Source organism: Priestia sp. YIM B13552 (assembly GCF_042787775.1).
In the GTDB taxonomy this organism is placed as follows: Bacteria; Bacillota; Bacilli; order Bacillales; family Bacillaceae_H; genus Priestia; species Priestia megaterium_E.
In genome coordinates, this window is record NZ_JBHZOU010000006.1 from 14,554 (window position 1) to 36,478 (window position 21,925).

21 protein-coding genes, 2 pseudogenes and 1 other annotated feature are annotated in these 21,925 nt (G+C 36.7%); of the genes and pseudogenes, 2 read left to right on the plus strand and 21 right to left on the minus strand.

All coding sequences use genetic code 11. The features are described from left to right. Positions 1–546 precede the first annotated feature (546 nt). Positions 547–1,383, plus strand: a complete 837-nt coding sequence (locus tag ACFX40_RS21180) for an STAS domain-containing protein (protein WP_098250245.1) — start codon at positions 547–549, stop codon at positions 1,381–1,383. 465 nt (positions 1,384–1,848) lie between these two features. Here the strand turns inward: ACFX40_RS21180 and ACFX40_RS21185 are convergent, their stop codons facing one another. From ACFX40_RS21185 to ACFX40_RS21210, 6 genes and pseudogenes are all read right to left on the minus strand, one after another. Continuing rightward, complete coding sequence (locus tag ACFX40_RS21185; protein ID WP_377256235.1) at positions 1,849–2,682, minus strand: STAS domain-containing protein; 834 nt, start codon at positions 2,680–2,682, stop codon at positions 1,849–1,851. A 779-nt stretch (positions 2,683–3,461) separates the two neighbouring features. Beyond that, positions 3,462–4,817, minus strand: a complete 1,356-nt coding sequence (locus tag ACFX40_RS21190) for a TrkH family potassium uptake protein (RefSeq protein ID WP_098332910.1) — start codon at positions 4,815–4,817, stop codon at positions 3,462–3,464. 338 nt (positions 4,818–5,155) lie between these two features. Further along, positions 5,156–5,488, minus strand: a pseudogene (locus tag ACFX40_RS21195) (putative immunity protein); the annotation flags it as partial. Positions 5,489–5,809: 321 nt separating this feature from the next. Continuing rightward, positions 5,810–6,721 carry an NAD(P)/FAD-dependent oxidoreductase gene (locus ACFX40_RS21200; protein ID WP_116513892.1) on the minus strand — a complete coding sequence of 304 codons (912 nt, stop codon included), beginning with the start codon at positions 6,719–6,721 and terminating at the stop codon, positions 5,810–5,812. A 181-nt stretch (positions 6,722–6,902) separates the two neighbouring features. After that, positions 6,903–7,712, minus strand: coding sequence for an HNH endonuclease (locus ACFX40_RS21205; protein ID WP_377256238.1), 810 nt, complete (start codon positions 7,710–7,712; stop codon positions 6,903–6,905). Between the two features lie 151 nt (positions 7,713–7,863). After that, a complete protein-coding gene (locus ACFX40_RS21210) occupies positions 7,864–8,676 on the minus strand; it encodes an amino acid ABC transporter substrate-binding protein (RefSeq protein ID WP_377256241.1) in 813 nt (270 codons plus the stop codon). A 320-nt stretch (positions 8,677–8,996) separates the two neighbouring features. Here ACFX40_RS21210 and ACFX40_RS21215 point away from each other — a divergent pair, with 320 nt between their 5' ends. Beyond that, the gene (locus tag ACFX40_RS21215) at positions 8,997–10,055 is read left to right on the plus strand and encodes an LLM class flavin-dependent oxidoreductase (RefSeq protein ID WP_098334487.1); all 1,059 of its coding nucleotides are present in this window, start codon (positions 8,997–8,999) and stop codon (positions 10,053–10,055) included. Between the two features lie 73 nt (positions 10,056–10,128). Here the strand turns inward: ACFX40_RS21215 and ACFX40_RS21220 are convergent, their stop codons facing one another. The 15 genes and pseudogenes from ACFX40_RS21220 to ACFX40_RS21290 form a co-directional block, all read right to left on the minus strand. Continuing rightward, positions 10,129–10,485 carry a DUF805 domain-containing protein gene (locus ACFX40_RS21220; protein ID WP_098332906.1) on the minus strand — a complete coding sequence of 119 codons (357 nt, stop codon included), beginning with the start codon at positions 10,483–10,485 and terminating at the stop codon, positions 10,129–10,131. A 50-nt stretch (positions 10,486–10,535) separates the two neighbouring features. After that, positions 10,536–10,883, minus strand: a complete 348-nt coding sequence (locus ACFX40_RS21225; RefSeq protein WP_028408956.1) for a DUF805 domain-containing protein — start codon at positions 10,881–10,883, stop codon at positions 10,536–10,538. 269 nt (positions 10,884–11,152) lie between these two features. Next, on the minus strand, positions 11,153–11,575 hold the full coding sequence (locus ACFX40_RS21230; protein WP_098248254.1) for a DUF4275 family protein: 423 nt from the start codon (positions 11,573–11,575) through the stop codon (positions 11,153–11,155). 78 nt (positions 11,576–11,653) lie between these two features. Then, positions 11,654–12,883: an MFS transporter gene (locus ACFX40_RS21235; protein ID WP_377256245.1), complete on the minus strand. Its 1,230-nt coding sequence runs from the start codon at positions 12,881–12,883 to the stop codon at positions 11,654–11,656. A gap of 67 nt (positions 12,884–12,950) precedes the next feature. Continuing rightward, positions 12,951–13,195: a binding site (T-box leader), on the minus strand. Between the two features lie 42 nt (positions 13,196–13,237). Beyond that, on the minus strand, positions 13,238–13,852 hold the full coding sequence (locus ACFX40_RS21240) for an AmiS/UreI family transporter (RefSeq protein WP_025751370.1): 615 nt from the start codon (positions 13,850–13,852) through the stop codon (positions 13,238–13,240). 148 nt (positions 13,853–14,000) lie between these two features. After that, positions 14,001–15,182: a NupC/NupG family nucleoside CNT transporter gene (locus tag ACFX40_RS21245; protein WP_013083603.1), complete on the minus strand. Its 1,182-nt coding sequence runs from the start codon at positions 15,180–15,182 to the stop codon at positions 14,001–14,003. Between the two features lie 19 nt (positions 15,183–15,201). After that, positions 15,202–15,600, minus strand: a complete 399-nt coding sequence (locus ACFX40_RS21250) for a cytidine deaminase (protein ID WP_013057475.1) — start codon at positions 15,598–15,600, stop codon at positions 15,202–15,204. A 59-nt stretch (positions 15,601–15,659) separates the two neighbouring features. Next, positions 15,660–16,334 carry a deoxyribose-phosphate aldolase gene (gene deoC, locus ACFX40_RS21255; protein ID WP_013057476.1) on the minus strand — a complete coding sequence of 225 codons (675 nt, stop codon included), beginning with the start codon at positions 16,332–16,334 and terminating at the stop codon, positions 15,660–15,662. A 21-nt stretch (positions 16,335–16,355) separates the two neighbouring features. Then, positions 16,356–17,657 (minus strand): pyrimidine-nucleoside phosphorylase, encoded by a 1,302-nt coding sequence (locus tag ACFX40_RS21260; protein ID WP_016764541.1) that lies wholly within the window; start codon positions 17,655–17,657, stop codon positions 16,356–16,358. Between the two features lie 182 nt (positions 17,658–17,839). After that, positions 17,840–18,163: a hypothetical protein gene (locus tag ACFX40_RS21265; RefSeq protein WP_377256248.1), complete on the minus strand. Its 324-nt coding sequence runs from the start codon at positions 18,161–18,163 to the stop codon at positions 17,840–17,842. A 5-nt stretch (positions 18,164–18,168) separates the two neighbouring features. Beyond that, complete coding sequence (locus ACFX40_RS21270; protein ID WP_026106623.1) at positions 18,169–19,113, minus strand: DNA-binding transcriptional repressor DeoR; 945 nt, start codon at positions 19,111–19,113, stop codon at positions 18,169–18,171. Positions 19,114–19,251: 138 nt separating this feature from the next. Next, entirely contained in the window at positions 19,252–20,226 is a 975-nt protein-coding gene (locus ACFX40_RS21275; RefSeq protein ID WP_098790565.1) for an HNH endonuclease, read from the minus strand. A gap of 38 nt (positions 20,227–20,264) precedes the next feature. Then, positions 20,265–20,591: a nucleoside triphosphate pyrophosphohydrolase gene (locus ACFX40_RS21280; protein WP_098248247.1), complete on the minus strand. Its 327-nt coding sequence runs from the start codon at positions 20,589–20,591 to the stop codon at positions 20,265–20,267. A 34-nt stretch (positions 20,592–20,625) separates the two neighbouring features. Beyond that, positions 20,626–21,366, minus strand: a pseudogene (locus tag ACFX40_RS21285) (GH25 family lysozyme). A gap of 129 nt (positions 21,367–21,495) precedes the next feature. Further along, on the minus strand, positions 21,496–21,807 hold the full coding sequence (locus ACFX40_RS21290; protein ID WP_098248245.1) for a hypothetical protein: 312 nt from the start codon (positions 21,805–21,807) through the stop codon (positions 21,496–21,498). Between the last annotated feature and the right edge of the window lie 118 nt (positions 21,808–21,925).

Below are 21,925 nucleotides of genomic sequence, written 5' to 3' on the forward strand. Positions count from 1 at the left end.
AAGATGTATATGAAATATATGTTTTTTGAGATAAAATAGAAAATAAGCTTACTGAAGAAAGAGTAGTGGCAAGAGAGGATAAGAAATATTTGCAGATGAGTAGTACAGCTATATGTAAAATGTGTATTTATAATCCTAGATCAATTGGTCATCCTTATAATCTATAAAGCACTTACTCCTGACTCTACTTCTTACCTTGATTCTTTAGAAAGTTATATCTCTATCGCTTAAGAGAAAGTTGACGAGTTAAAATATGCTCGGGTTATCTTTTATGGCCTCTCTGAATGGTTGTTGGCTAGTAAAAATAACCTTAATTAACCTATAATCATGCAAAAAGATGTGCATGATTATAGGTATATCCAGGTTTAAAGATTCATTATAAAAGATTTGTTGTTTTTTATGTAACAACAACATGCCTACTGTGGATAGGTTCCAGGAAGGAGGAACTTTCTTTATATACAAAAATGAAAACAAAAATAGATATTAATTCATTTAAAGGTATTGATTAATCAAAGATAACTAAAGTCGAATAAGGGGCGTATCAAAATGGATATTAAGTACAACCAGAGAGAGAACATGACCGATTTTATTAAAGATAACAAACAGAATTTCCAGGATAAACTCTTATCAGAGGCGGTTAACGTAGCTTCTAAAATTAATGACATTTTAGAAACTGGAAATATTGATCTTTTAAAGAATGCTCAAAGGTTATCTCTATACGTCGTAGAACAAAAAGAAGAACAACTCATTGCTTTCGCTCAACAAGAAGGGGTAGCATGGGCAGAGCACGCCTTAACTCTTGCTTTTAAACTAGAATGGGTACAGGCCATTAGGCGAACATTATGGCATTTTCTCTATCAATACGATCAAATAAATAACCATTTTAATGGACGTGAAGAATTTTATGCATTAGAGAAACGAATTAATGATAGGATTGATCAGTTTCTTAACACGTTTCTCATTAGTTATTCCAAGTATAAAGATGAATTAATTGCTTCTCAGAGGGACTTAGTCGAACATCTATCAGTGCCTGTTATACCACTTAGTCAATCTGTAGCTGTATTACCGTTGATTGGAATGATTGATCTCAATCGTATCCAAACGATTGAGGAGAAAGTTTTGATAGCCATTTCGGATTTGAAAATTCAAACATTAATTATAGATTTGTCGGGAATTGCTAACATGGAGATGCATGTTATTGACCATTTCCAAAAAATATTAACTGGCATTTCAATGATGGGAAGTAAAGTTATTCTTACAGGTTTACGTGCTGACTTAGTGCGCACAATGATTCACTCAGGAATCTCCTTTGAGGATAAAGCAGAAGCAAAAGGGACTTTACAGCAAACTTTAAAAGAATATCTAGAGCTTAACCAAATATAGAAGATTCTCTAGGTGCGAATATTCCAGTAATTTCTGTAATTGAAAATAGTTTTTTGAAAGAGAGCATAAAGTGTGTTCTATCTGAGCACTCCTTACTAAAATAACTCTAGGGTTATTTTGTTATGGCTTATTTGATTATATGTTCGCGTATCCTTTAACTACACTTGCAGAAAAATTAAAGGTTTGTAAAATGGTAAATATCACTCGTTTTCAGTTATTTGCGTTATCAATTACTTATATCAGCTGTTTATAAAAGATGTTTTAAAGAGTAAAGGTGAAATAAAAAAGTTGCTTCTGATAAATCACATTGCGGTAACTAGAAATGTATAAAACATACAGCTTAAAAACAGAAAAACCTATCTCTTCCCAGTCAAAAGAGGTAGGTTTTTTCTGTTACACATATCTTATTAAAGGAAGAATGCCTTACGGCATCTTGAGTAGTTTGCTCATAATCCATAAAAATATTCACATTAAAGATCCTGTAAATGAATTTGTATACTGAACAGCTTGATGTAAACTAGAGAAACTTCTAACTTCCTCAGCTTTTATTCCTAAGTTTACCATGGTTTGAGCGATTTCTGGACGTATCCCACTGATGACTACTTCAATTCCTAATAACTGTAGCCCAGCTATTACTTTAAATAATTGATTTGCTACCATCGTATCAATAATAGGAACTGCTGATAAATCAATGATAAGCCATTTTAATTTATATTGACTTCCTTTCTCTAAGGCACTCTCCATTAAATATTGTGCCCGTTTGGTATCTAAATCACCTACTAAAGGAAGGATGCCTATTTCTTCTGTCATACGAACAACGGGAACTGATAATTCATCAATGGCATATTGAGCATAATTTATTTTTTCAGTGTAATCTTTTACATACGACTTACTTACGAATTGGATGGCATTATCTACAATGCTATTAAAGTGAGAAATGATTTGATAAAAAGCATCGAGGGAAAAATCATTATTCTTTGCTTCTTCTTTTATTATTTCTCCGATTACATCTCGGTAATAGCTAATTTCCTCTAAAGCTAGGTTTAAAGGAAGTCCGTGATTGACCAGTAAATTAGCCATATTGTTTCCCCACTGTTCCATGACTTCATTTGCTGCCTCTTTTTCCATCAAAAGAGAATCGGCATAAGTTGTAAGAAGATCCAAGCGAAAAGTAGTCAACTCTGTATAGATATTATGAGACGTTGCAAGATCTAGTCTTTTACTTTCAGCTAACTCTTCTTTTCGTTGTAAAATTGTTTCTTTAATTGCATGTAATTTTTCTTGTTGTATATACTGCAAAGTGTCCCTCCTTTTATCTTAAAAAGCAAATAGTCCTCTAATAGATGAGGATTAGAGGACTAAGCATATTGAAAAGTGTATTAATAATGATGAAATGGTAAGTTACTTATATTCTTTATTTAGTTGTATAGTGCCCCTAAATCATAACATATCTTTATGACAGAACTATTTCAAGTAAGTTACAACATATGTATAAAATTGACCTTTTTTTACATTATAATTGTGCTTACGTTCAGAAAAATTGCCTTTCTGAAAGAGGTATTATGTTAACTACCTTTGTATATCATATATAGGCTGAAAAAAGAAAGAACTATCTCAATGCGAGTAAGATAGTTCTTCTGGTGAATGTTCTAAATAGATATATTTGACACCTTACAGTGCCTTGAGTATTTTGCTCAATTTGATACTTATTATTCGTTTTATATTCTTAAATAAAAAAAAGAAACAGATCTAAAAAGACTGTTTCTTTTAAAATTCCAATCCATTATAATACTCTACCCTTTTGATCGAAAATGAAACATGAAATATGATTTTTTTATAAAACTTATTTTGCTTCTGATAAATAGTTTTATGTTAACTAAAATCATATACAGTTTAAAATTAGAAAAAACTCCCTCCAATAAATAGGGAGTTTTTCTACAGGTTAATGAGATTTAGATCGAAGATAATTCTCAGCACCTTGAGTAGTTTGTTTATAATAAAAAAAGGTATTCGTGATTTAGGCTACTTGTGCCTAAATTATGAATATGTTGACCAAATTATATATTTAAAATAAATTTTTAACCAATAAGAATCTTTTCTTCTGCATACCTAATTTTAGATTGTTTGTTTGAACGAATCGCAAGTACAAAGCCAATGGTAAGAGGTCCCACTCTGCCAATAAACATCATAATTGTAATCAGAATTCGGCCTATAGGACTTAAATCTCCTGTAAAGTTAGCACTTAATCCAACTGTTCCAGAAGCAGAGAACGTTTCAAACAAAAGGGTAGACATGTCTATACCTTTTTCTGTGATTGTGAGTAGAAAGAAAATAATAGAAACAAAAATAATGCCAGAAGTAGCAATAGAAAAAGCTCTATACACAAGCGATTTAGGAATTCGGCGTCGAAAAACATTAATCTCTTCTTTATTTGTCAATACTGACCATAAAGCAAACAATATTAAGACAAACGTAGTTATTTTAATTCCACCGCCTGTTGAACCTGGAGCCGCTCCAATAAACATAAGACCCATCATATACACTTTTGAAGGCAATGTGAGCGCCCCGATATCCAAGGTATTAAAACCAGCAGTACGAGGAACTACACCCTGAAAGTAAGCTGCCCACCATTTATCCCCCATGCTTAATTGACCTAAAGTATGAGAGTTATGATATTCTAGAGTAAAAATAATGAGTGTACTCACGACATTTAGTAGGATAGTTGAAACTAATACAATTTTAGTGTGAAGAGAAAACTTTCTTATGTTTCGTTTCTGAAAAATGTCTGCAATGACAAAAAATCCAGTCCCTCCTATTATGAAAAGTAACGTAATCATAATATTTACGGTTGGATCTCCTACCCATTTGCTTAAATTATCTGGTTCCAAACCAAATCCTGCATTATTAAAAGCAGAGATAGAATGGAATATGCCATAATAAATAGCCTTTCCCCAGCTCATTTCTCGGGACCAACGAATAGCTAGGATAAGCGCTCCTATACCTTCCACAGCCAATGTAATTAGCACAACACGTTGGACTAATGCAATAACGCCTTGTAGCGAAAAAGCATTTAGAGATTCCTTAAGTATTAATCTTTGTTGTAATCCTATTTTTTTACCCAGTACAATAAACATGAGTATACCAATAGTCATGAATCCCCAGCCACCAACTTGAATGAGCACAAGCAAAATGAGCTGTCCAAATAAAGTAAATGTTGTCCCCGTATCTACCACGGCTAGGCCTGTTACACATACAGCAGAAGTGGCTTCAAAAAGAGCATCAATAAAGCTTAGATGATGTCTATCGCTTGTAGCAGCAGGAATCATTAATAAGCCGGTGCCGAGCAATATTAATCCTAAAAACCCCACGAACAAGATACTTGCAGGTTCCAGATGCTTCACTTTATGTTTTTTACGCGGCTTAGAAATTATCATATTACATTTCCCTTCAAAATGTTTTGATTAAAGATTTATTATATATCATACCCATTTATTTCAAAAGATGGTCATTACTTTTATTACCTTCCTATCTTCCCAGAAAGTACGTTACATTAAGTAAATAATAAAGTATCTAATGTTAATATACTTTAAATAAGATAAAATTTATTAGAAATAAAAAGATCACATCTTCTATGTAAAGGAGTAAAATAACAAATTAATTTATAAAAATAATAGTTTTATAAGGCTCTGTTAAACTTTATTGTTGATTTTTTGAATAAAGAAAAACACTATATTGAATAAAACATAGTGTCCTTGTTTCTTATTGTTGATTATCAGCTTGGTGATTCTAACAATTCATCTATTATCTTTAATTGCCTTACCCTTTCCTTTGTTGAGGAATCTAAGGAGTTATGTGTTAAAAGATTTGTTACCTTTATTGCGTAGTCACTGCTAACCATTGCCTGTCTTCTCATATGTCCTGTTGCTATGGCTTGGGCAAATGAACGTGCAGAATATTTACTAACGTCAGATTTGGAGTCTTTAGCCAATTCATTTACAATAAATCCAACTTTTCGTAAATCAAAAGCTCTAATACTTTCTTCTATTCGTTTTTGCAAAGTTTCTATTCTCAAATTTATACATAGTTCATCTTTTAAATGGTCATTGAGAAAATCTAACCCTTTTTATTGTCCTAAATCATCCATGCTATCAGGTAAATAAAGTCACACTATAACAAACCTAACCTTTTTAATGTAGCAACCAACGAGGGGTATTTTCTATTTGTAATCCTGTTGATACACGTGTATATCCAATAAACCCCCATTATCACTCTTTCTTATTTTTGTCTTATTCGATTGTAATATAAAATAGAATAAGAAAGGTTATTGAACACAGAATACTGTACAGAGTTTTATTACAAACAAAATACTAAAAATCGACTTTTCCCACTTAGAATGTAGCGTGTTCAGAAACGGATAAAAAACCAATTATTTTTCATAAAGCTCTAACAAGCGTTTGTGTATCCAAATAGCGGCTTGTAAACCTTCTCCCATCGCTACCGTAACTTGTTCAGAATGAGCCACAATGTCTCCTGCTGCCCACACGTTTGAAACATTTGTTTCTTTTGTACGCGGATTTACGATAGTGTGCTGATTTTCTAGGAGTTCTACTCCGAGCCCATGCGCTAATTCTGTTCGAACTTTATTTCCTCCGAACGCTAAAAAACCTCTTTCTCCATAGATAAATTCATTGTCTTCGAGGATGACTCCTTTTAACCTTTCTGCTTCAGTTATGACTTTTTTTATGGCCCCTTCTTTATAGGTAATTCCTTTTTGCATCAAGGTATCTGCTAAAGGTCCAATTTCTTTTTTGTCGTGATTAATGTATGTAATGTCATTTGTCCAATATGTTAACGTAAGAGATAAACTGGCTCCTGCTTTTCCTGACCCTAGTACTAATACCCTTCTATTATTTACTTCATACCCATCGCAGTCGGGACATACATATACGGTTGTTCCCATGCACGGATATAGCTCTTGCTGAAGTTCAGGCGGAATCCGATCTACTACTCCCGTCGCAAACAGTAAAGTAGCTGCTTCGTAGTTCGCAGAGTTTGTAATGACGTTAAACCCTTCTATTTCTTTTTCACACTGAAGGACACGCTCTTCTGCAAATTGAATGCCGTAGCTTTTTGCTTGCTGCCTTCCCGTTTCTCTTAAAGTTTGACCGCTTATTCCCTCTGGCCACCCCAATATATTTTGATAATTTTTGCAAAGATTGGAACGTCCATCGTTTGAATCAATAACCAATACACAACGCTTATATCTTCCAAGCTGAATAGCAGCTTGAAGTCCTGCAATTCCTCCACCTATAATGACACAGTCATACTTGTCTGCCACAGCACATCACCCCAGCTTTTACTATTTTTAAACGAAAGCTTCAGTTTTTCATTATCTGTTCTTCTATTATTTTTATACGCTTTACTGTCTTTATTTTTTGAAGTCATTCTATATACAAAAAAACCGCCTCGGCAGCTGACCTGCTTAGAGACGGTTTTTTATAAAATGAAAAGAGACGATATTACTCATTTTTCTTTCCTGCTTCTTTTTCATTAATTTTAATAATCAGCTCTTCTTTATATACTTCACTATCTTTCCCGTAGCGTAGACGGCTATGACAGTTGGGACATAGTGCCGCAGCGTCCTTTGGCTTAGCGAGCCCGCCCTCTGACAGCTTTGAAAGATAATACATTTGCAAAAAGGAGCTTCCATCTTTTGCGATAAACGGCGCGCTTTCTCCGCAGGCTTCACAAATACCAGCTGCGCGTTTGTAAATATATTGTTTAAGAGCTGCGGTTTGCTCATAAATATTTGTCTTTTTGTCTTCCCCTAGCGCTATATGACAAAGTTGTTCAGTTGAGTAAGCTAAAACATCCAGCTTTGCTGCTTTTTCCTCCATCACAGGATTTCGTTCAAGTTCAAAAATAATGGCTTCACGAAGCTCTCCGTCTGAGTCCCACATAATTTCTAATTGATGATTAATATACGTCACTTCATCAATAAACTCGACTACTCCCGGCTCCACGTAGTGAAACAAGTAAACGGCTTTTCCTGATAAAAAATGTTCACGAAGCGCTTTATTGCCTTTAATGAGCTGCATTGATCCTCTTTGACCTTCTCCGGTATAGAAAAAAGAGGTCTTATCTCTATTCCATCCGTGTCCTGTTCCGTATTCACTTCCGCTTTCTTTTGTGAAAATAAAAATATATGGATGCGCTTTCGGCGTTGATATTTCGCTTTGTTCCTGTCCTTTATAAAGCTTATGAATTTGTTTTCTGCGATAACGATGTCCTTTTTGAAAGAAATCTCCGCGCTGTAAATCCGTAATCAATGAATTGCCTCCTACTGCGGTCCTGCTTTTATAGTACTTATAGCTCTACTATACACTAATTTTTGTTTTCTTTGCAGATCGTTTCTTCTATCTATTGGATTTATATCATACAAAAAAAGCAGCTGTATGGGCAGCTGCTTTTTTGCTATAGTCAATTTTGCACGGTATAGTCTTCTCCTAGCCATTTTGTGCTGAGTTTTTTTAATGTACCGTCTTTTTTCAGCTTTTTAATCGCCTGATCGACTTCCGACTTTAACTTTTCGTCTTTTTTGTTAAACATAAAATATACTTTTGAATTAATCACGATATCTCCAACCGTTTTTTGCTGAAATTTCAGCGCTTGATTGCTAAAGTCGATGGAAAATGGTGTTGCAAGCGTAGCATCTGCCCGGCCTGTTTTTAATTGAGTAGTAGCATCATCCGCACCTTGACCGGCATAAACTACATCGATTTTATTGCCGTGTTTTTGATTGTATTTGTCTAGATAAACTGCCGCATTGCTTGTAGCTCCTACAATCATTTTTTTACCTTCTAAATCTTTTAATGAATCAATATCATTTCGATTTTTAGGAACTGTTACATAAAGCGGAGAATAATTATATGTTTCATCATTAAATAAAAACTTTTTCTTTCGCTCAGCGTTCTGAGCCATGTTATGAGCAATCATATCAATTTTATTACTTTCTAAGCTGAGAAGCAGATTTGAAAATTCCATCGTTTTAAATTCAAATTTATAATCCTTTAGCTCTTTGTCGATTGCTCTTACTACTTCTACATCATAGCCGGTCAGTTTGCCTTTATCATCGATAAAGCAAATATTAGGAAACTGAGTGCCTGTTCCAACCACAATCGTTTGAACATCTTTTTCTTTCTTTTCTCCTGCACTTGAAGATGCGTTTGTTCCGCATCCTGCCACGCTCACAGCTACTACAATTGAAAGTAAAAACAGCCAATATTTTTTCATACGTTCCTCCCCTAAATCCCTATATTATGTAATAAAAAGAGGCTCTTGAGGAAGCAGCTGCTTCCTCAAGAGCCTCTGGTTAACCAGTGGGCTTACTTCGTGTAAGATTATTCACATCATAATACTAGTTAACCGATAAATCAAGTAGGTTTTTAGAAAAAGATTATCTTGACAGCTTGGTATCTACCGCTTAAGATACAACTAATAAAACATTGAAACTACATATCTACCAGTCAACTGGAGGCAAATGGACACGATAATGCGTGTACGTTTGCTTTTTTTATTGTCGTCCACCATTCTATCTTTTGGAGGTAAAACGTATGAAATTTGCTTTATTTAGTCTTATTCAAAACATCCCGAACCCGGTTACTGGAGAAACATTCACTGCTCAAGAAAAGTTTCAGCATGTGTTAAATCAAGCAGTGCTGGCAGAAAAGTTAGGTTTTGATGCTTACGGAGTCGGCGAAAGACACGGAGCTCCTTTTTTGTCTTCTTCTCCTCCCGTTGTTTTAAGTGCAATTGCGGCTAAAACGTTACACATCCGTCTCCTTACGACCGTTACCGTTCTAAGCATTTTAGACCCTGTACGAGTAGCTGAAGATTATGCAACGCTTGATCACCTATCGGGTGGACGCCTTGAACTGATTATCGGAAAAGGCAATGACCCGCGTCATTATCCGCTTTTTGGTATTACAGAAGAAGAACAATGGGAATCTCTTGCTGAAAGATACGCTCTTTTAAAACAGCTTTGGACAGAAGAAAATGTCACGTGGAGCGGCCGTTATCGTCCGCCTTTAACTAACGTTACAACTCAGCCTCGTCCGTTTCAAACTTCTATTCCCGTTTGGCATGGAAGTGCGTCAAGCCCGCTGTCTACAGAACTTGCAGCTAAATACGGAGAGCCGCTATTTTCATCTAATTCCTTCCACCCTCAGGCTAAATATAAAGCGCTGATTGACCATTACCGCGAACGCTTCGCTTATTATGGGCATGATCCACGCAAGGCCATCGTCGGTTCGGGGGCAAGCAGCCTCTATATTTCCGATACAACGGAAGAAGCAATTCGCCGCTATCGCCCGTACTATAACGCATTTAGCAATACAGAAGCAGCCAAACATAATCAATCGCCGTTCACGTCACTAGAAGATATCGTTCAACACGGTCCTGCTTTAGTAGGAAGCCCTGAGCAAATCATTGAAAAAATAATAGACTATCACCGCGCTTATGGAAACGAAGTGCTGAGCATCAGCATAGACGGTCTAAGCGAAGCAGAACAGCGCGAACAGCTAGAGCGCTTTGCAGATGATATTGCACCTGTTCTTCGAAAAGAAATTCCCAGCAGCGTGTGGGAAAATAAAAAAAAGAAAACTCCTTTTTAACAGGAGTTTTCTTTTTAGCTAAAAATAATTTGTCTATTAATTTATCAACTTTTAAACTAATAAACTACTCTGGTTAAGATGCCTGCGTGTCTGTATCGTAAATATTGGCCGTTACTTCGCTTCTTTGACAAAGTAAGATGAGCAGCCAAATAGCTCCGATAACTGGAACAAAGTTAATTAAATACCACCAGCCGCTTCTTCCTGTATCATGCAGCCGGCGAACAGTAACGGCAAGGGAAGGCAGAATCATTGCTGCTCCATAGAGCAATATTAAAATAGATACAAGTAGAGCAATTGAATCAATAAAAACCAAGGCGTATAGAACGAGCATAAAGATATAAGAAAATAATGTAAACATCCAATACTCCGTACGCGTTGCTCTTCCTTGAAACGTCGCGTAATTTTTTAACGCTTTTATATACCAGTACATGATAAACCCTCTCTTTATTTATTAAATTAAATTATCTAATCGTTTAAGTCCTACGCAACTTTATTAGGTACATCAAAACGATTTAGCTGCGACTCACTTCTTAGACAAAGAAGAATTAATAGACAAATAGCTCCGGCAATCGGAATAATACTAATGAGCTGCCACCACCCGCTTCTTCCTATGTCATGCAGTCGGCGTGCCGTCACAGCAAGAGATGGAATGAACACTGCAACAAGATAAACTATACGCAAAAACGGAGGCATATCTGTTATAAGTTCAATAGCTGAAAGCACACACCATATAATAAAATTAAATAAGACAAACATCCAATACTCTTTACGCGTTGCTCTTCCTTGAAACGTTGCATAATTTTTTAGTACATGTAGATACCATTTCATACAAAAACCTCCTTTTTTAAAACAAATTTTGTAAGACAAGCTTACTAGCAGTAATTACCTTAGCATACAAAAAATTAATTTCATATCCTATTTTTTGAAAAAATCCCAAATGGTAATATAGATATAGGAGAGAGATGGATAATAGTTAGTAATAAATACCCAATAAATTCAGTTAAAAAACCATTTAATTACTATAATTACTTTTAATTTATAAAATGTTTTTTTATAACAAAAATCCTGCCGTATTAATCGGCAGGCTCTATCTTTACTTACGTGCGGTAAAAGTAAGGTCCACATGAACTTTCATGGGTAATCACATAAGTCCATGTGAAATCTTTATCCACCACGTATAAATCTTCTAAATACATATTTGTATTTTCACTTAAATCAGCAGTTGTTAAATGCTTACATTTAGATAGCTGCAGCACTCGTTCATCATGCTCAAACAACAAATAACAGTCGTTCTTAACTTGGTGCTCAAACGCTTGAACCGCTTGTTCTCCTTGTAAACAAGGTAGCTTTTCATAGCTAAACGCATGCCATAGAAATTGATCCATATAAATTTTCTTTTTTTGCGATGCGCTTAAAGCATCTGCAAATTCATTTTCCCACCGCTTCCGGAAGAATTCACCTTGATTCGATAATTTTTTAACAAACATTCCTTTTTTCTTTAACGCATCTTTCATTTTCACTGTGCTTTTTCACCCTTTATTCTGTATTCATTTCTTTTTATCGCCTTCTTAGCTTATTTCTCCATTAGTACCTATGCGTTAGATTCCTTGTTTTTTGACTAAACTTATTTTATAAAACGCCGGCTTTAACGTGCACAAAAACAATACAACCGTACTTAAAAGCATGATCAGGCTTCCACCAATTACAGCTCCTTGAATCGAAAAGATGTGCGCAGCCATGCCGCATAAAAAAGTCATGATAATGATCAGGAGTGACTCAAGCAGTCCATAGATACTTCCTACTCGACCCATCATGTCAACGGGAATGCTGTTTTGATAAAAGGTTTGAAAACCAGCACTTGCAAAAGCTAACGCAAAGGATAAGCTAAAAAATCCTGTTCCCATGGTTTGAAAAGAAGACGAACAAGCATACAGCAAATAGCCAAGCGACACTCCTACACTGCCGGCGCCTATGAGAAAATTCGTTGACAGCTTCTTAGCAAACAGTGTATTCACAACTGCGCCAATCATAATGCCTGCACCTGCTATGCTCACTAAAAACCCGTACTCGCTTTCGGACAAATGAATGACTTTTGTTGCAAATGAAACTTCAAGAGAATCAATTGCCGTGGCCATGACCATCAAGAAACTGAATAATACATAAATGGTTATAATGTATCTGTTGACTCTACTGAAACGAAACACCGCTTTCCAGTCTTCTCTAATGGTGTTTACAGACAGCTTATTTTCTTTAACTTCTGTTTTTGTATCCAGGTTTGGCATAAACAAAGTAACTCCCCCTGACAATAGCAGCGCTGCAGCATTGGCATAGATAGCAAACGCAGGCGTTCCAATCATAAATAGCGCACCTGCTGCGGCTGGTCCAATAAGAAAACCGCCTGAGTCAATCAAACTGCGCAGCGAATTAAATCTTTGTCGTTTTTCACGTGGAATAAGCTTTGTGATATAAACCATCGATGCCGGCCGAAACATTGAACTTGCCATACTGATGATAAATACCAGCACATAAATGATCAGTATGGATGAGAAAAACGGAAGGCAAGCAATAATTCCAGCGCGCGTCCAATCTAAAACCATCATAAGCTTCCGTTTGTTCATGCGGTCAATTAAGCTTCCAGACCATATATTTGTACATAGCGCAGCAAGCGGCTTTATCATGTATAGCCCTGAAACCGCAAGCGGCGAATTCGTCATATCAAGCATCATTACATTTAAAGCAATTAAATAAATCCAGTCGCCGATATTGCTAGTGCCAATTCCAAACAGCAATAAACACGGGTATTTCCAAGACAACAGCTTACTTTTCATAAAAGAAAGGCCTCCGCTTCACTATTGATTTCGGTCAATAAAAAAATCCCACCCCCAAGACATGTGTCTTAGGGGCGAGATTATGAATCGCGGTGCCACCCTAGTTTGTTCATATGTCGCCATATAAACCTTATCGAGTACGGCTTTCGCTTATACTCTAGCTTTGTAACGGAAGCAGCCGTCGCACTATCACGTTAGATCCAATGCGCTGCTCAGAGGCTTGTTTCAACAGCGTTTTTCTTGCTCCTTTTCAGCTTCCGGAGCTCTCTGCTAAGAATACGCGCTGGCTACTTTTCTCTTCACGGCATTTAATTTCTAACATCTTACCATTATTATCTATTTTTTGTAAATACTTTATTTCAAAATCATTTTTTGCGGCTGAGAAAAGAATAGTCGATACCCTAGATATACGAAATAAATGATGGACGCCACCAGCACGATTCCCCACATATTGTACATATCCTTATTTCCCCATACGCCTGTTAGTGAAAACAGCGCTGGAATCGTTAACGTCACCCACGACTGGACAATCGCCACTTTCCCCACATATGCAGATACATCTTTTTTGCTCGTATTAAGCACATAAAATAAAAACCATAAAAACGACCAAAGAATCCATGTAATGGCGTTCACTACGTCATGATAATGAACAAGAGAAACGGTCACGTACACTAAAGCGATAATCGATACCCAAAGAGAGTAATAGCCTAGTCCTGTTCCCTGCATTCCTTTTAATACCGTCACCCCTACATACAAATACGTAAGGCCAAATAAAAAAATCGCCGTTCTTTCATACAAAATCCAGTTGCTTTGATCTGACGTAATAATTAAATAAAACGGAACAATAACTTGAAAAGCTCCAACAAATAAGTTAAATACGCCTACGTTTTTTTCATCTGCTTTTCCAAGCAGCATCAGTCCGTTTAAAAATAACGCTGCACCTGACAGCAACAGTCCAATTTGATCCATTTTTCAGTAAGAAAAGCCCCCAGCTTTTCTTGTCCTCCTCTGCGTCTATGTTTTTCTTTAGGATGTACGGAGTTGTGGTTTACATGTAAAAAAGAAAAAGCAATTCCTTTTAAAAAGGAAACTGCTTTTCTTTCTGTTTCTATTACACTTATAAAATAAAGCTGACAACAATTGCTGACAGTACGCTTACAAGCGTAGCTCCGTACAGTAAACGAAGACCAAAGCGCGCTACTGTATTTCCTTGCTTTTCGCTTAAGCCTTTAACAGCTCCTGACACGATTCCAATTGATGAGAAGTTAGCAAATGATACTAAGAATACAGATACAATTCCAAGCGTTTTAGCACTGAATGTTGAAGCCATATCCGATAGGCTCATCATTGCCACAAATTCATTTGTTACAAGTTTTGTTGCCATAATTCCACCCGCTGCCACAACTTCTGAAGCAGGAACACCCATGATGAATGCAAACGGTGCAAACACATAGCCAAGAAGATGCTGGAACGATAGACCAAATAACATTTCAAACACGTTATCAATCGCAGCCATCAGCGCAACGAAACCAATTAGCATCGCACCTACGATAATCGCTACTTTAAATCCATCCATAATGTATTCGCCAAGCATTTCGAAGAACGTTTGCTTATGACCTGTTTGTACCTCTAAAATATCTTCTTGATCCGTTACTGTGTAAGGGTTAATGATAGAAGAAATAATAAATCCGCCAAATAAGTTAATAACGATTGCTGTTACTACGTATTTTGGTTCAATCATTGTCATATAAGCACCGACAATTGACATTGAAACAGTCGACATAGCTGATGCACAAAGCGTATATAAACGATTTGGCGGCAGTTTGTCTAGTTGCTTTTTAACAGTAATGAATACTTCTGACTGACCTACAATCGCGGAAGCTACTGCGTTATAAGACTCTAATTTTCCCATTCCGTTAATCTTGCTGAGAACTAAGCCAATCCATTTCATAATGAACGGAAGGATTTTAAAGTGCTGTAAAATCCCAATCAAGACAGAGATAAAAACGATCGGAAGCAGCACGTTTAAGAAAAACGGCATTGATCCTTTATTCGCAATGCCTCCAAATACGAACTCTACTCCTTGGTTTGCGTATGAAAGCAGCTTTCCAAAAACGCTGGCAATCGCATTGATAATAATCAAACCAAACTTTGTGTTAAGAAGTAAAGCTGATAAAAGAACTTGAATCACAACCATAATAACGATTGGTTTATATTTGATTTCTTTACGGTTATTACTTGCAAGATACGCTAATCCAAAGACAACGAGTAACCCTAAGATGCCAATTAAATATTTCATAGTATCCTCCACTGCTTACTTATTTTTGTAAGTCTTTTGATGAAAAATAGCCCGGTAAGATTTCGTTGATGTTGGTAATCACAAAATCTCCTTTTAGGTTTGCTAAGATAATTTGTGTGTGATCATCACAGAACTCAGCTAATACTTGTCTGCATGCGCCGCAAGGAGAAATTGGGCCGTCCGTATCTCCTACAACTGCAATAGCTGAAAACTGTTTGTCCCCTTCTGAAACAGCTTTAAAGATTGCCGTTCGCTCAGCACAGTTCGTCAATCCATAGGAAGCGTTTTCAATATTGCATCCACGATAAATCTTCCCATCGGTTGTTAAAAGAGCTGCACCAACATGGAAGTGAGAATATGGTACATGTGCTTGTTTGCTTGCTGCGATTGCTTCATCTATTAATTGTTTTGGCTCCACCGTCATCATCCTTTGCTTAGTTTACAGCAGGTTAGTTAGTACTAACCTGCTGTCATTTATTAATAATCAGAGTTGCTTAATTGACCTTTTGCAATTGATACGCCAGAGCTTGCACCAATACGTGTTGCACCAGCTTCAATCATTGCTTTTGCATCTTCTAAGCCTCGAACGCCTCCAGAAGCTTTTACACCTACATCTGGTCCAACCGTTTTTCTCATAAGCGCTACGTCTTCTACCGTTGCGCCTCCTGTAGAAAAGCCCGTTGACGTTTTAACAAAATCAGCTCCAGCTTTTACAGCTAGCTCAGAAACTTTTGCTTTTTCTTCGTCTGTTAAAAGAGCTGTTTCAATAATTACTTTTACTAGCGCTTTGCCTTTTGCAGCATCTACTACTGCTTGAATGTCGCTTTGCACTAAGTCATAGTTTTTATCTTTTAACGCGCCGATGTTGATTACCATATCTACTTCATCTGCACCGTTTTCGATTGCATTTGTTGTTTCGAATGCTTTTACGGCTGAAGTAGTAGCTCCAAGAGGGAAGCCGATTACCGTACATACTTTCACTTCTGGAGCATCTTTTAATAACTCAGCTGCTTTTTTTACCCACGTTGGATTTACACAAACTGAAGCGAATGAATATTCTTTTGCTTCTTGTGCTAAAACCGTAATTTGCTCTTCTGTTGCATCTGCTTTTAATAATGTATGATCAATAATACCCGTAATGTTTTGACTCATTTTGTTCTTCCTCTCTGTCTCTTAATGAATTTCTTTATAAATTAACGTTGGAGCTTCCACTTTTTCAGCGACCGTGCTGTAAGAATCATAAACGATATCCATTACTTCCTGTACATCTTCACTGTTGCTGTGAATTGTAACAAGAGAGTCGCCTTTTTTCACTTGGTCGCCAACTTTTTTATTTAGCATAATACCAACCGCTAGGTCGATTTCAGATTCTTTTGTTGCACGTCCTGCACCTAGCTTCATTGCTGCTACGCCGATTTTTTCTGCAACGATTTCTGAAATGTAGCCATCTTCTTTTGCTGGCACTTCAATTTTGTGCGCTGCATCAGGTAATTTAGACGGATCGTCTGCAACAGAAGCGTCTCCGCCTTGTGCGCTTAAGAACGTTTTGAATGATTCTAATGCTTTTCCGTTTTTAATTACTTCTTGAAGCATTGCACGCGCTTCATCTAAGCTGCTTGCTTTTTCAGCAAGTACAACCATGTGACTTCCTAATGTTAAGCAAAGTTCTGTTAAATCTTCAGGACCTTCGCCTTTTAACGTGTCGATAGCTTCTTTTACTTCAAGCGCATTACCAACCGCAAATCCTAGAGGCTGGCTCATATCTGAGATGATTGCTTTTGTGTTTCGGCCTACCCCTTTTCCGATTTCAACCATTGCTTTTGCTAATTCTTCAGCGTCTTCAAGCTTTTTCATAAATGCGCCGTTCCCCGTTTTTACATCGAGACAAATGGCATCTGCTCCAGCTGCAATTTTCTTACTCATAATTGAGCTTGCAATTAACGGAATCGAATCAACCGTTGCTGTTACATCACGAAGTGCATAAAGTTTTTTATCCGCCGGCGTTAAGTCTCCGCTTTGACCGATAACGGCAATTTTATTTGTATTTACTAAACGAATGAATTCTTCATTTGTAATTTCAACGTGGAAGCCAGGCACTGCTTCAAGTTTATCAATCGTACCGCCAGTGTGTCCTAAGCCGCGGCCAGACATTTTGGCAACTGGTACATCAACCGCAGCTACTAAAGGTCCTAATACAAGTGTTGTTGTATCACCTACGCCGCCTGTGCTGTGTTTGTCTACTTTAATACCTTCAATTTTTGATAAGTCGATTTGATCGCCTGATTCAACCATTGCTTGCGTTAAATTTACGCGTTCTTCCTGCGTCATTCCTTGAAAGTAAATCGCCATCGCAAATGCCGATAGCTGATAATCAGGTAAATCCCCTTTTGTATAACCTTCGATAATAAAATCGATTTCAGCTTTATTTAATTCATGTCCATTACGTTTTTTTTCAATTAAGTCAACCATTCTCATGACGTTTTCCCCCTAAAAGTATCTGCATATTGTGCATCCACTAAAACGTTTTCAACAACTTACACCCTTACTATATAATAGCTTTGAACAATTGTAAACAGATATATTTACATTTGTTCAAAAATATTTATAGTCGCTGTTTTAGTGAATAAAAAAAGACTTCCGCACTCGGAAGTCTTCCCTTATTTTTCAGCTTTTATCACAAATGACAACATGATTCGATACTTATTCTTTACCTTTTTATAAGGAATTAATACGTATGGCTGATTAGGCGGCGTAAAACGTTCAATTCCTTTTTGATTAGCATCAGGAGAAAAATACATTCTTCCCCCCCGTTTAATAATATAGCCTGTGGTTCCTTTAGCAATTACCCCGTCTTTTGAGACGTCTGTTTGAAAAGGATACCGGTTTCGCTGCGCCTGCAGAGATGACGCCGAATAAGATACAATATCTTCTACTATTTCGATTCGATGAAGCTTTTGCTCTTGAAAAAACAGCGTATTCATCTCCCTTACTCTTGTTTATCTAACAAAAAGCGCGCCGTGAACTGATCAGTAACGAGTACATTTGCAAATTTCCCTTGCAGCGCTCCGTAAATGCTGTCAATTTTCTGGTCCCCGCCCGCTACTAAAATGGCGTATTCTTTCTTCTTTAGTTCTTCCAAATCAAGTCCAAGCGTCCGTTCATCCAGGCTTTCATTGCAAATTTGTCCATCTTTATCAAAAAAACGTGAACAAATGTCTCCTACCGCTCGCGAGGAAATCATCTCTACATCTTGTTCGGAAAAGTAGCCAAGCTGAAAAAGCAGCGAATCCGTTTTAATGGGTCCCGTAGTAAAGACGGCAATATTGGCTTGTTTGCCTAAATCTAAAATACGCTTAATATGACGATCCGTTTCCATTGCTTTTTTGACTACCACGTGATCGACAATTACAGGCAAAGGAAGATGCATAGGAGGCGTATTGTATGCCTTTCCAAATAAGTACATAATTTCAGAAGCATATGTGCTCGTTTCCGAATGGCTTACTCCGCCTTTTAACTGCACAACCTGCACGTCATTCACATACTTTTGTTTTAAATCGATGGCCACTTGATAAAGAGTTGTTCCCCACGTCACCCCAATAATATCTCCGTCTTTTACGATGTCATAGAGATAGTCAGCTGCTGCCACGCCTAGATGACTTTTAATAATGTGATTTTCATATTGAGGCACCGGTGTGACGATTGCTTTTTTTAGATTGAATTTTTGTTCAAGCTGAGAAGACAATTTTTCACTATTGATAGACGAATCCACAATTTTAATTTGAACAATGCCTTCTTCTTTTGCTGTCTGCAGCAATCGAGAAACCGTAGGCCTTGATACACCAAGCTTTTTTGCAATTTCACTTTGATTATAATCAAGAATATAATACATCCTTGCCGCTTCAATCACTTTATTAAATTTCTCTTGATCCATCTCCATCGACTTGTTCTCCCCTACCTCATGAATTTCTTATCCCAATTTTACCAAACTTATGTCTTTAGTTTACTTGTTTGGTGAACAAAATTTCAAGAGGGGATTTTGTAACTGAAATGAAAAGAGAAATACTCGGGGTTAAGGAGACCAGTTTTCTACGTATCCATTCATTCCAGCAAACTCATAAAGAGCTTCTAACTTACGCTCCGAATAATAGTTAAAATCATTGTGAACTGCTGTTAATTTAAGATTATCGTTACGAACAAACATCTTCTCGAGGTATACACTCTTAGCAAGTTTATTGCTCTTTTTTGTGTTGCAGCTTTGACAGCTTAACACCAAATTCCACATATTATCTGATTGGATATAACTCCATGGAATAAAATGATCTACATGAGTAGCGATGCGTTTATCAGAAAGAACTTTCCCACAATAAAAACATTCTTTTGTTTCGTATTTCCAAAGTATGTTATAGAATGCATGCAGCGATTCGCGTTTTGAAATATTCTCCACTTTTAACAAGACATCTTCTAACTTATTTTTGTCATTATGCTTTTCTAAAAATTTCGCCAAATGATAATTGGTTAAATGAGTAACAATTTGTCTATACTTTTGCAAAAAAATATACATACTGCTATTAAACTTTATGTATTCTGTTCTTTTATCAAACTCATAAATGGAACCTTCCATATCTCCGTATAACGCCCCTACTACATACCTTGCCCCCACTTTTTTAGTTCTTTCTACTAACTGCAATTGAAGATTACTTGGTAAACGATCAAATACTACTTTATTTGGGACACCATGCATTAACTGAAATTCCTTTAACTCTTTTTGAATTCCAGCTTGTCTATTGTGTGTATTTAATTGATTTAAATCATGATGAATAACCAAATTCCAATATATTTTAGCAAAGGAAAAATACACTTGATCAAACGTGAGTACTAACCGATTGTCAACGTTATATAGGTTTTCAATTAAAGCTTTCATTAATCCATATTTATACGTTGTGGTAAAGTGACCATTAGCGAAAAATTGATTAATGATCTTCCAAATTTCTTGTTCTGTTAAATAAGCTTTTTTTATTTCTCCTACTTTTAAATTAAAACTCACCTGCCATCGCTCGCTCCCTCCACTATTGCATCATCAAACTACGCTTCTCCTGTTTCCACCAAATAAACCCGATCATCAAACTTCCCGCGCTCCCTGGCCTTCTCCTCACGCACTTTCTCAAGTTGTTCTGGCGTGGCCCCGTGCACAGCTGCTAGCGCCTGCATAACTTCCAGTAAATCCGCGAGCTCTTCAATTGCCTCCTGATGCGTTGGGGCTTCTATGTATTCTTGAAGCTCTTCTTTTGCTTTTTTTATCAGCTCATGTTGATATTCCTCTCGCTGCAGCACGCGTGATTTGAAGGTTTTTCCGCTTTGTTCAATAATCGCAGGAATTTTATCTCGCACTAGCTTGTTATAAGTAGGCATTATTCTTCCCTCCATCTCTTAGCTTTCTAGTAAACTAGTATTTTTCAAATTCTGCTTGATTTCCGTTAAACACATTTAAATCAATAAACGTTTCTTTACCTTTATAGCCGCTTAACCGCCCTTTGTCCGTATACTGCCAAAACGTCCATTTCTTCTGTTCTTCAAGAGTAGGCTTTTTCACAACATCGGGAATCCAGATATCACACTCAGGATATTTGTTTTTAATATACAAGTCATACGCTTTAGGCGTCGTATAAAGAATGACGCGCTTGTCATAGTGAGATTCAAGACGTTTAATCATGCTAGAAAGCTCCTTGTATACATGTTTCTGAGACGGAAGGTTTTGTTTTTTATCTTCGTAAAATTCTACATCAATCACTGGAGGCAAATCGTTATTTTTAAGAGAGACCGCTTTGATAAAATTAGCCGCTTGTGTGGAACCTTTGCTATCGTAGCTAAAAAAGTGATAAGCTCCGATCCGCATGTTTTTCCGATTTGCTTGTTCCCAGTTTTGTTTAAATAAAGGATCTTGAAATGAACTTCCTTCCGTTGCTTTAATAAAAGCAAACTGAATATCTTGTTTACTCAGCACACTCCAATCAATCTCCCCTTAATAAGAAGATACGTCTACGCCTTTTACATCATAGCGGTTGGCACTTATCGCATTAGGAATTACCCATCCTTTACTCCATAGTAAAAATATAAAGCTTACAAGAGCGACTAATATGAGTCCTGCTGTAAAAAGTCTTTTGTTTTTTTGATTGGCTTTGTCTATTATGTTTACCCCCTTTTTTAGAAAATACTTCTAATATTCTAACATAAAAAGGATTTTCTAAAACAATAGAGCCTTCAAGTCTTTGCTAGAAAATATAAAAAACCACCTAAAAATCAGGCGGCTTTTCTTTTATGCTGCGTCTTCAGATGGCTCGTTATCTTTGGCTGCTTCTATCAGTAAGAAAATAGCCGTTAAGATATGCATAATCATGCCGACAATTGGAATCCACGCAATAGCAGAACAGACAATTCCCATGATATGCCCTGTCCGAACTTTGTTTGTTTTAATCGCAAATACTAAACCTACGATGTGCAATGCGAGCATTAGAATAAGCGGCGTGTAGGCTAGGCTTATAACCAAGGTGCCGCCTAAGAGGGGAATCCCCCAAAGAGCCTCTAATCCCCCGCTGACCCATTTCAATATACGACTTGTTTTTCCCAATGTATCCTCCCCCTTTGTCTTCAATGTATGCACAGAGGTTTTATTTCTGAACGTTAGCATATGAAAAAAATGGCAAAAATACGTGTACTAAAAATGAATCGATAGTCCCTTATAAAGA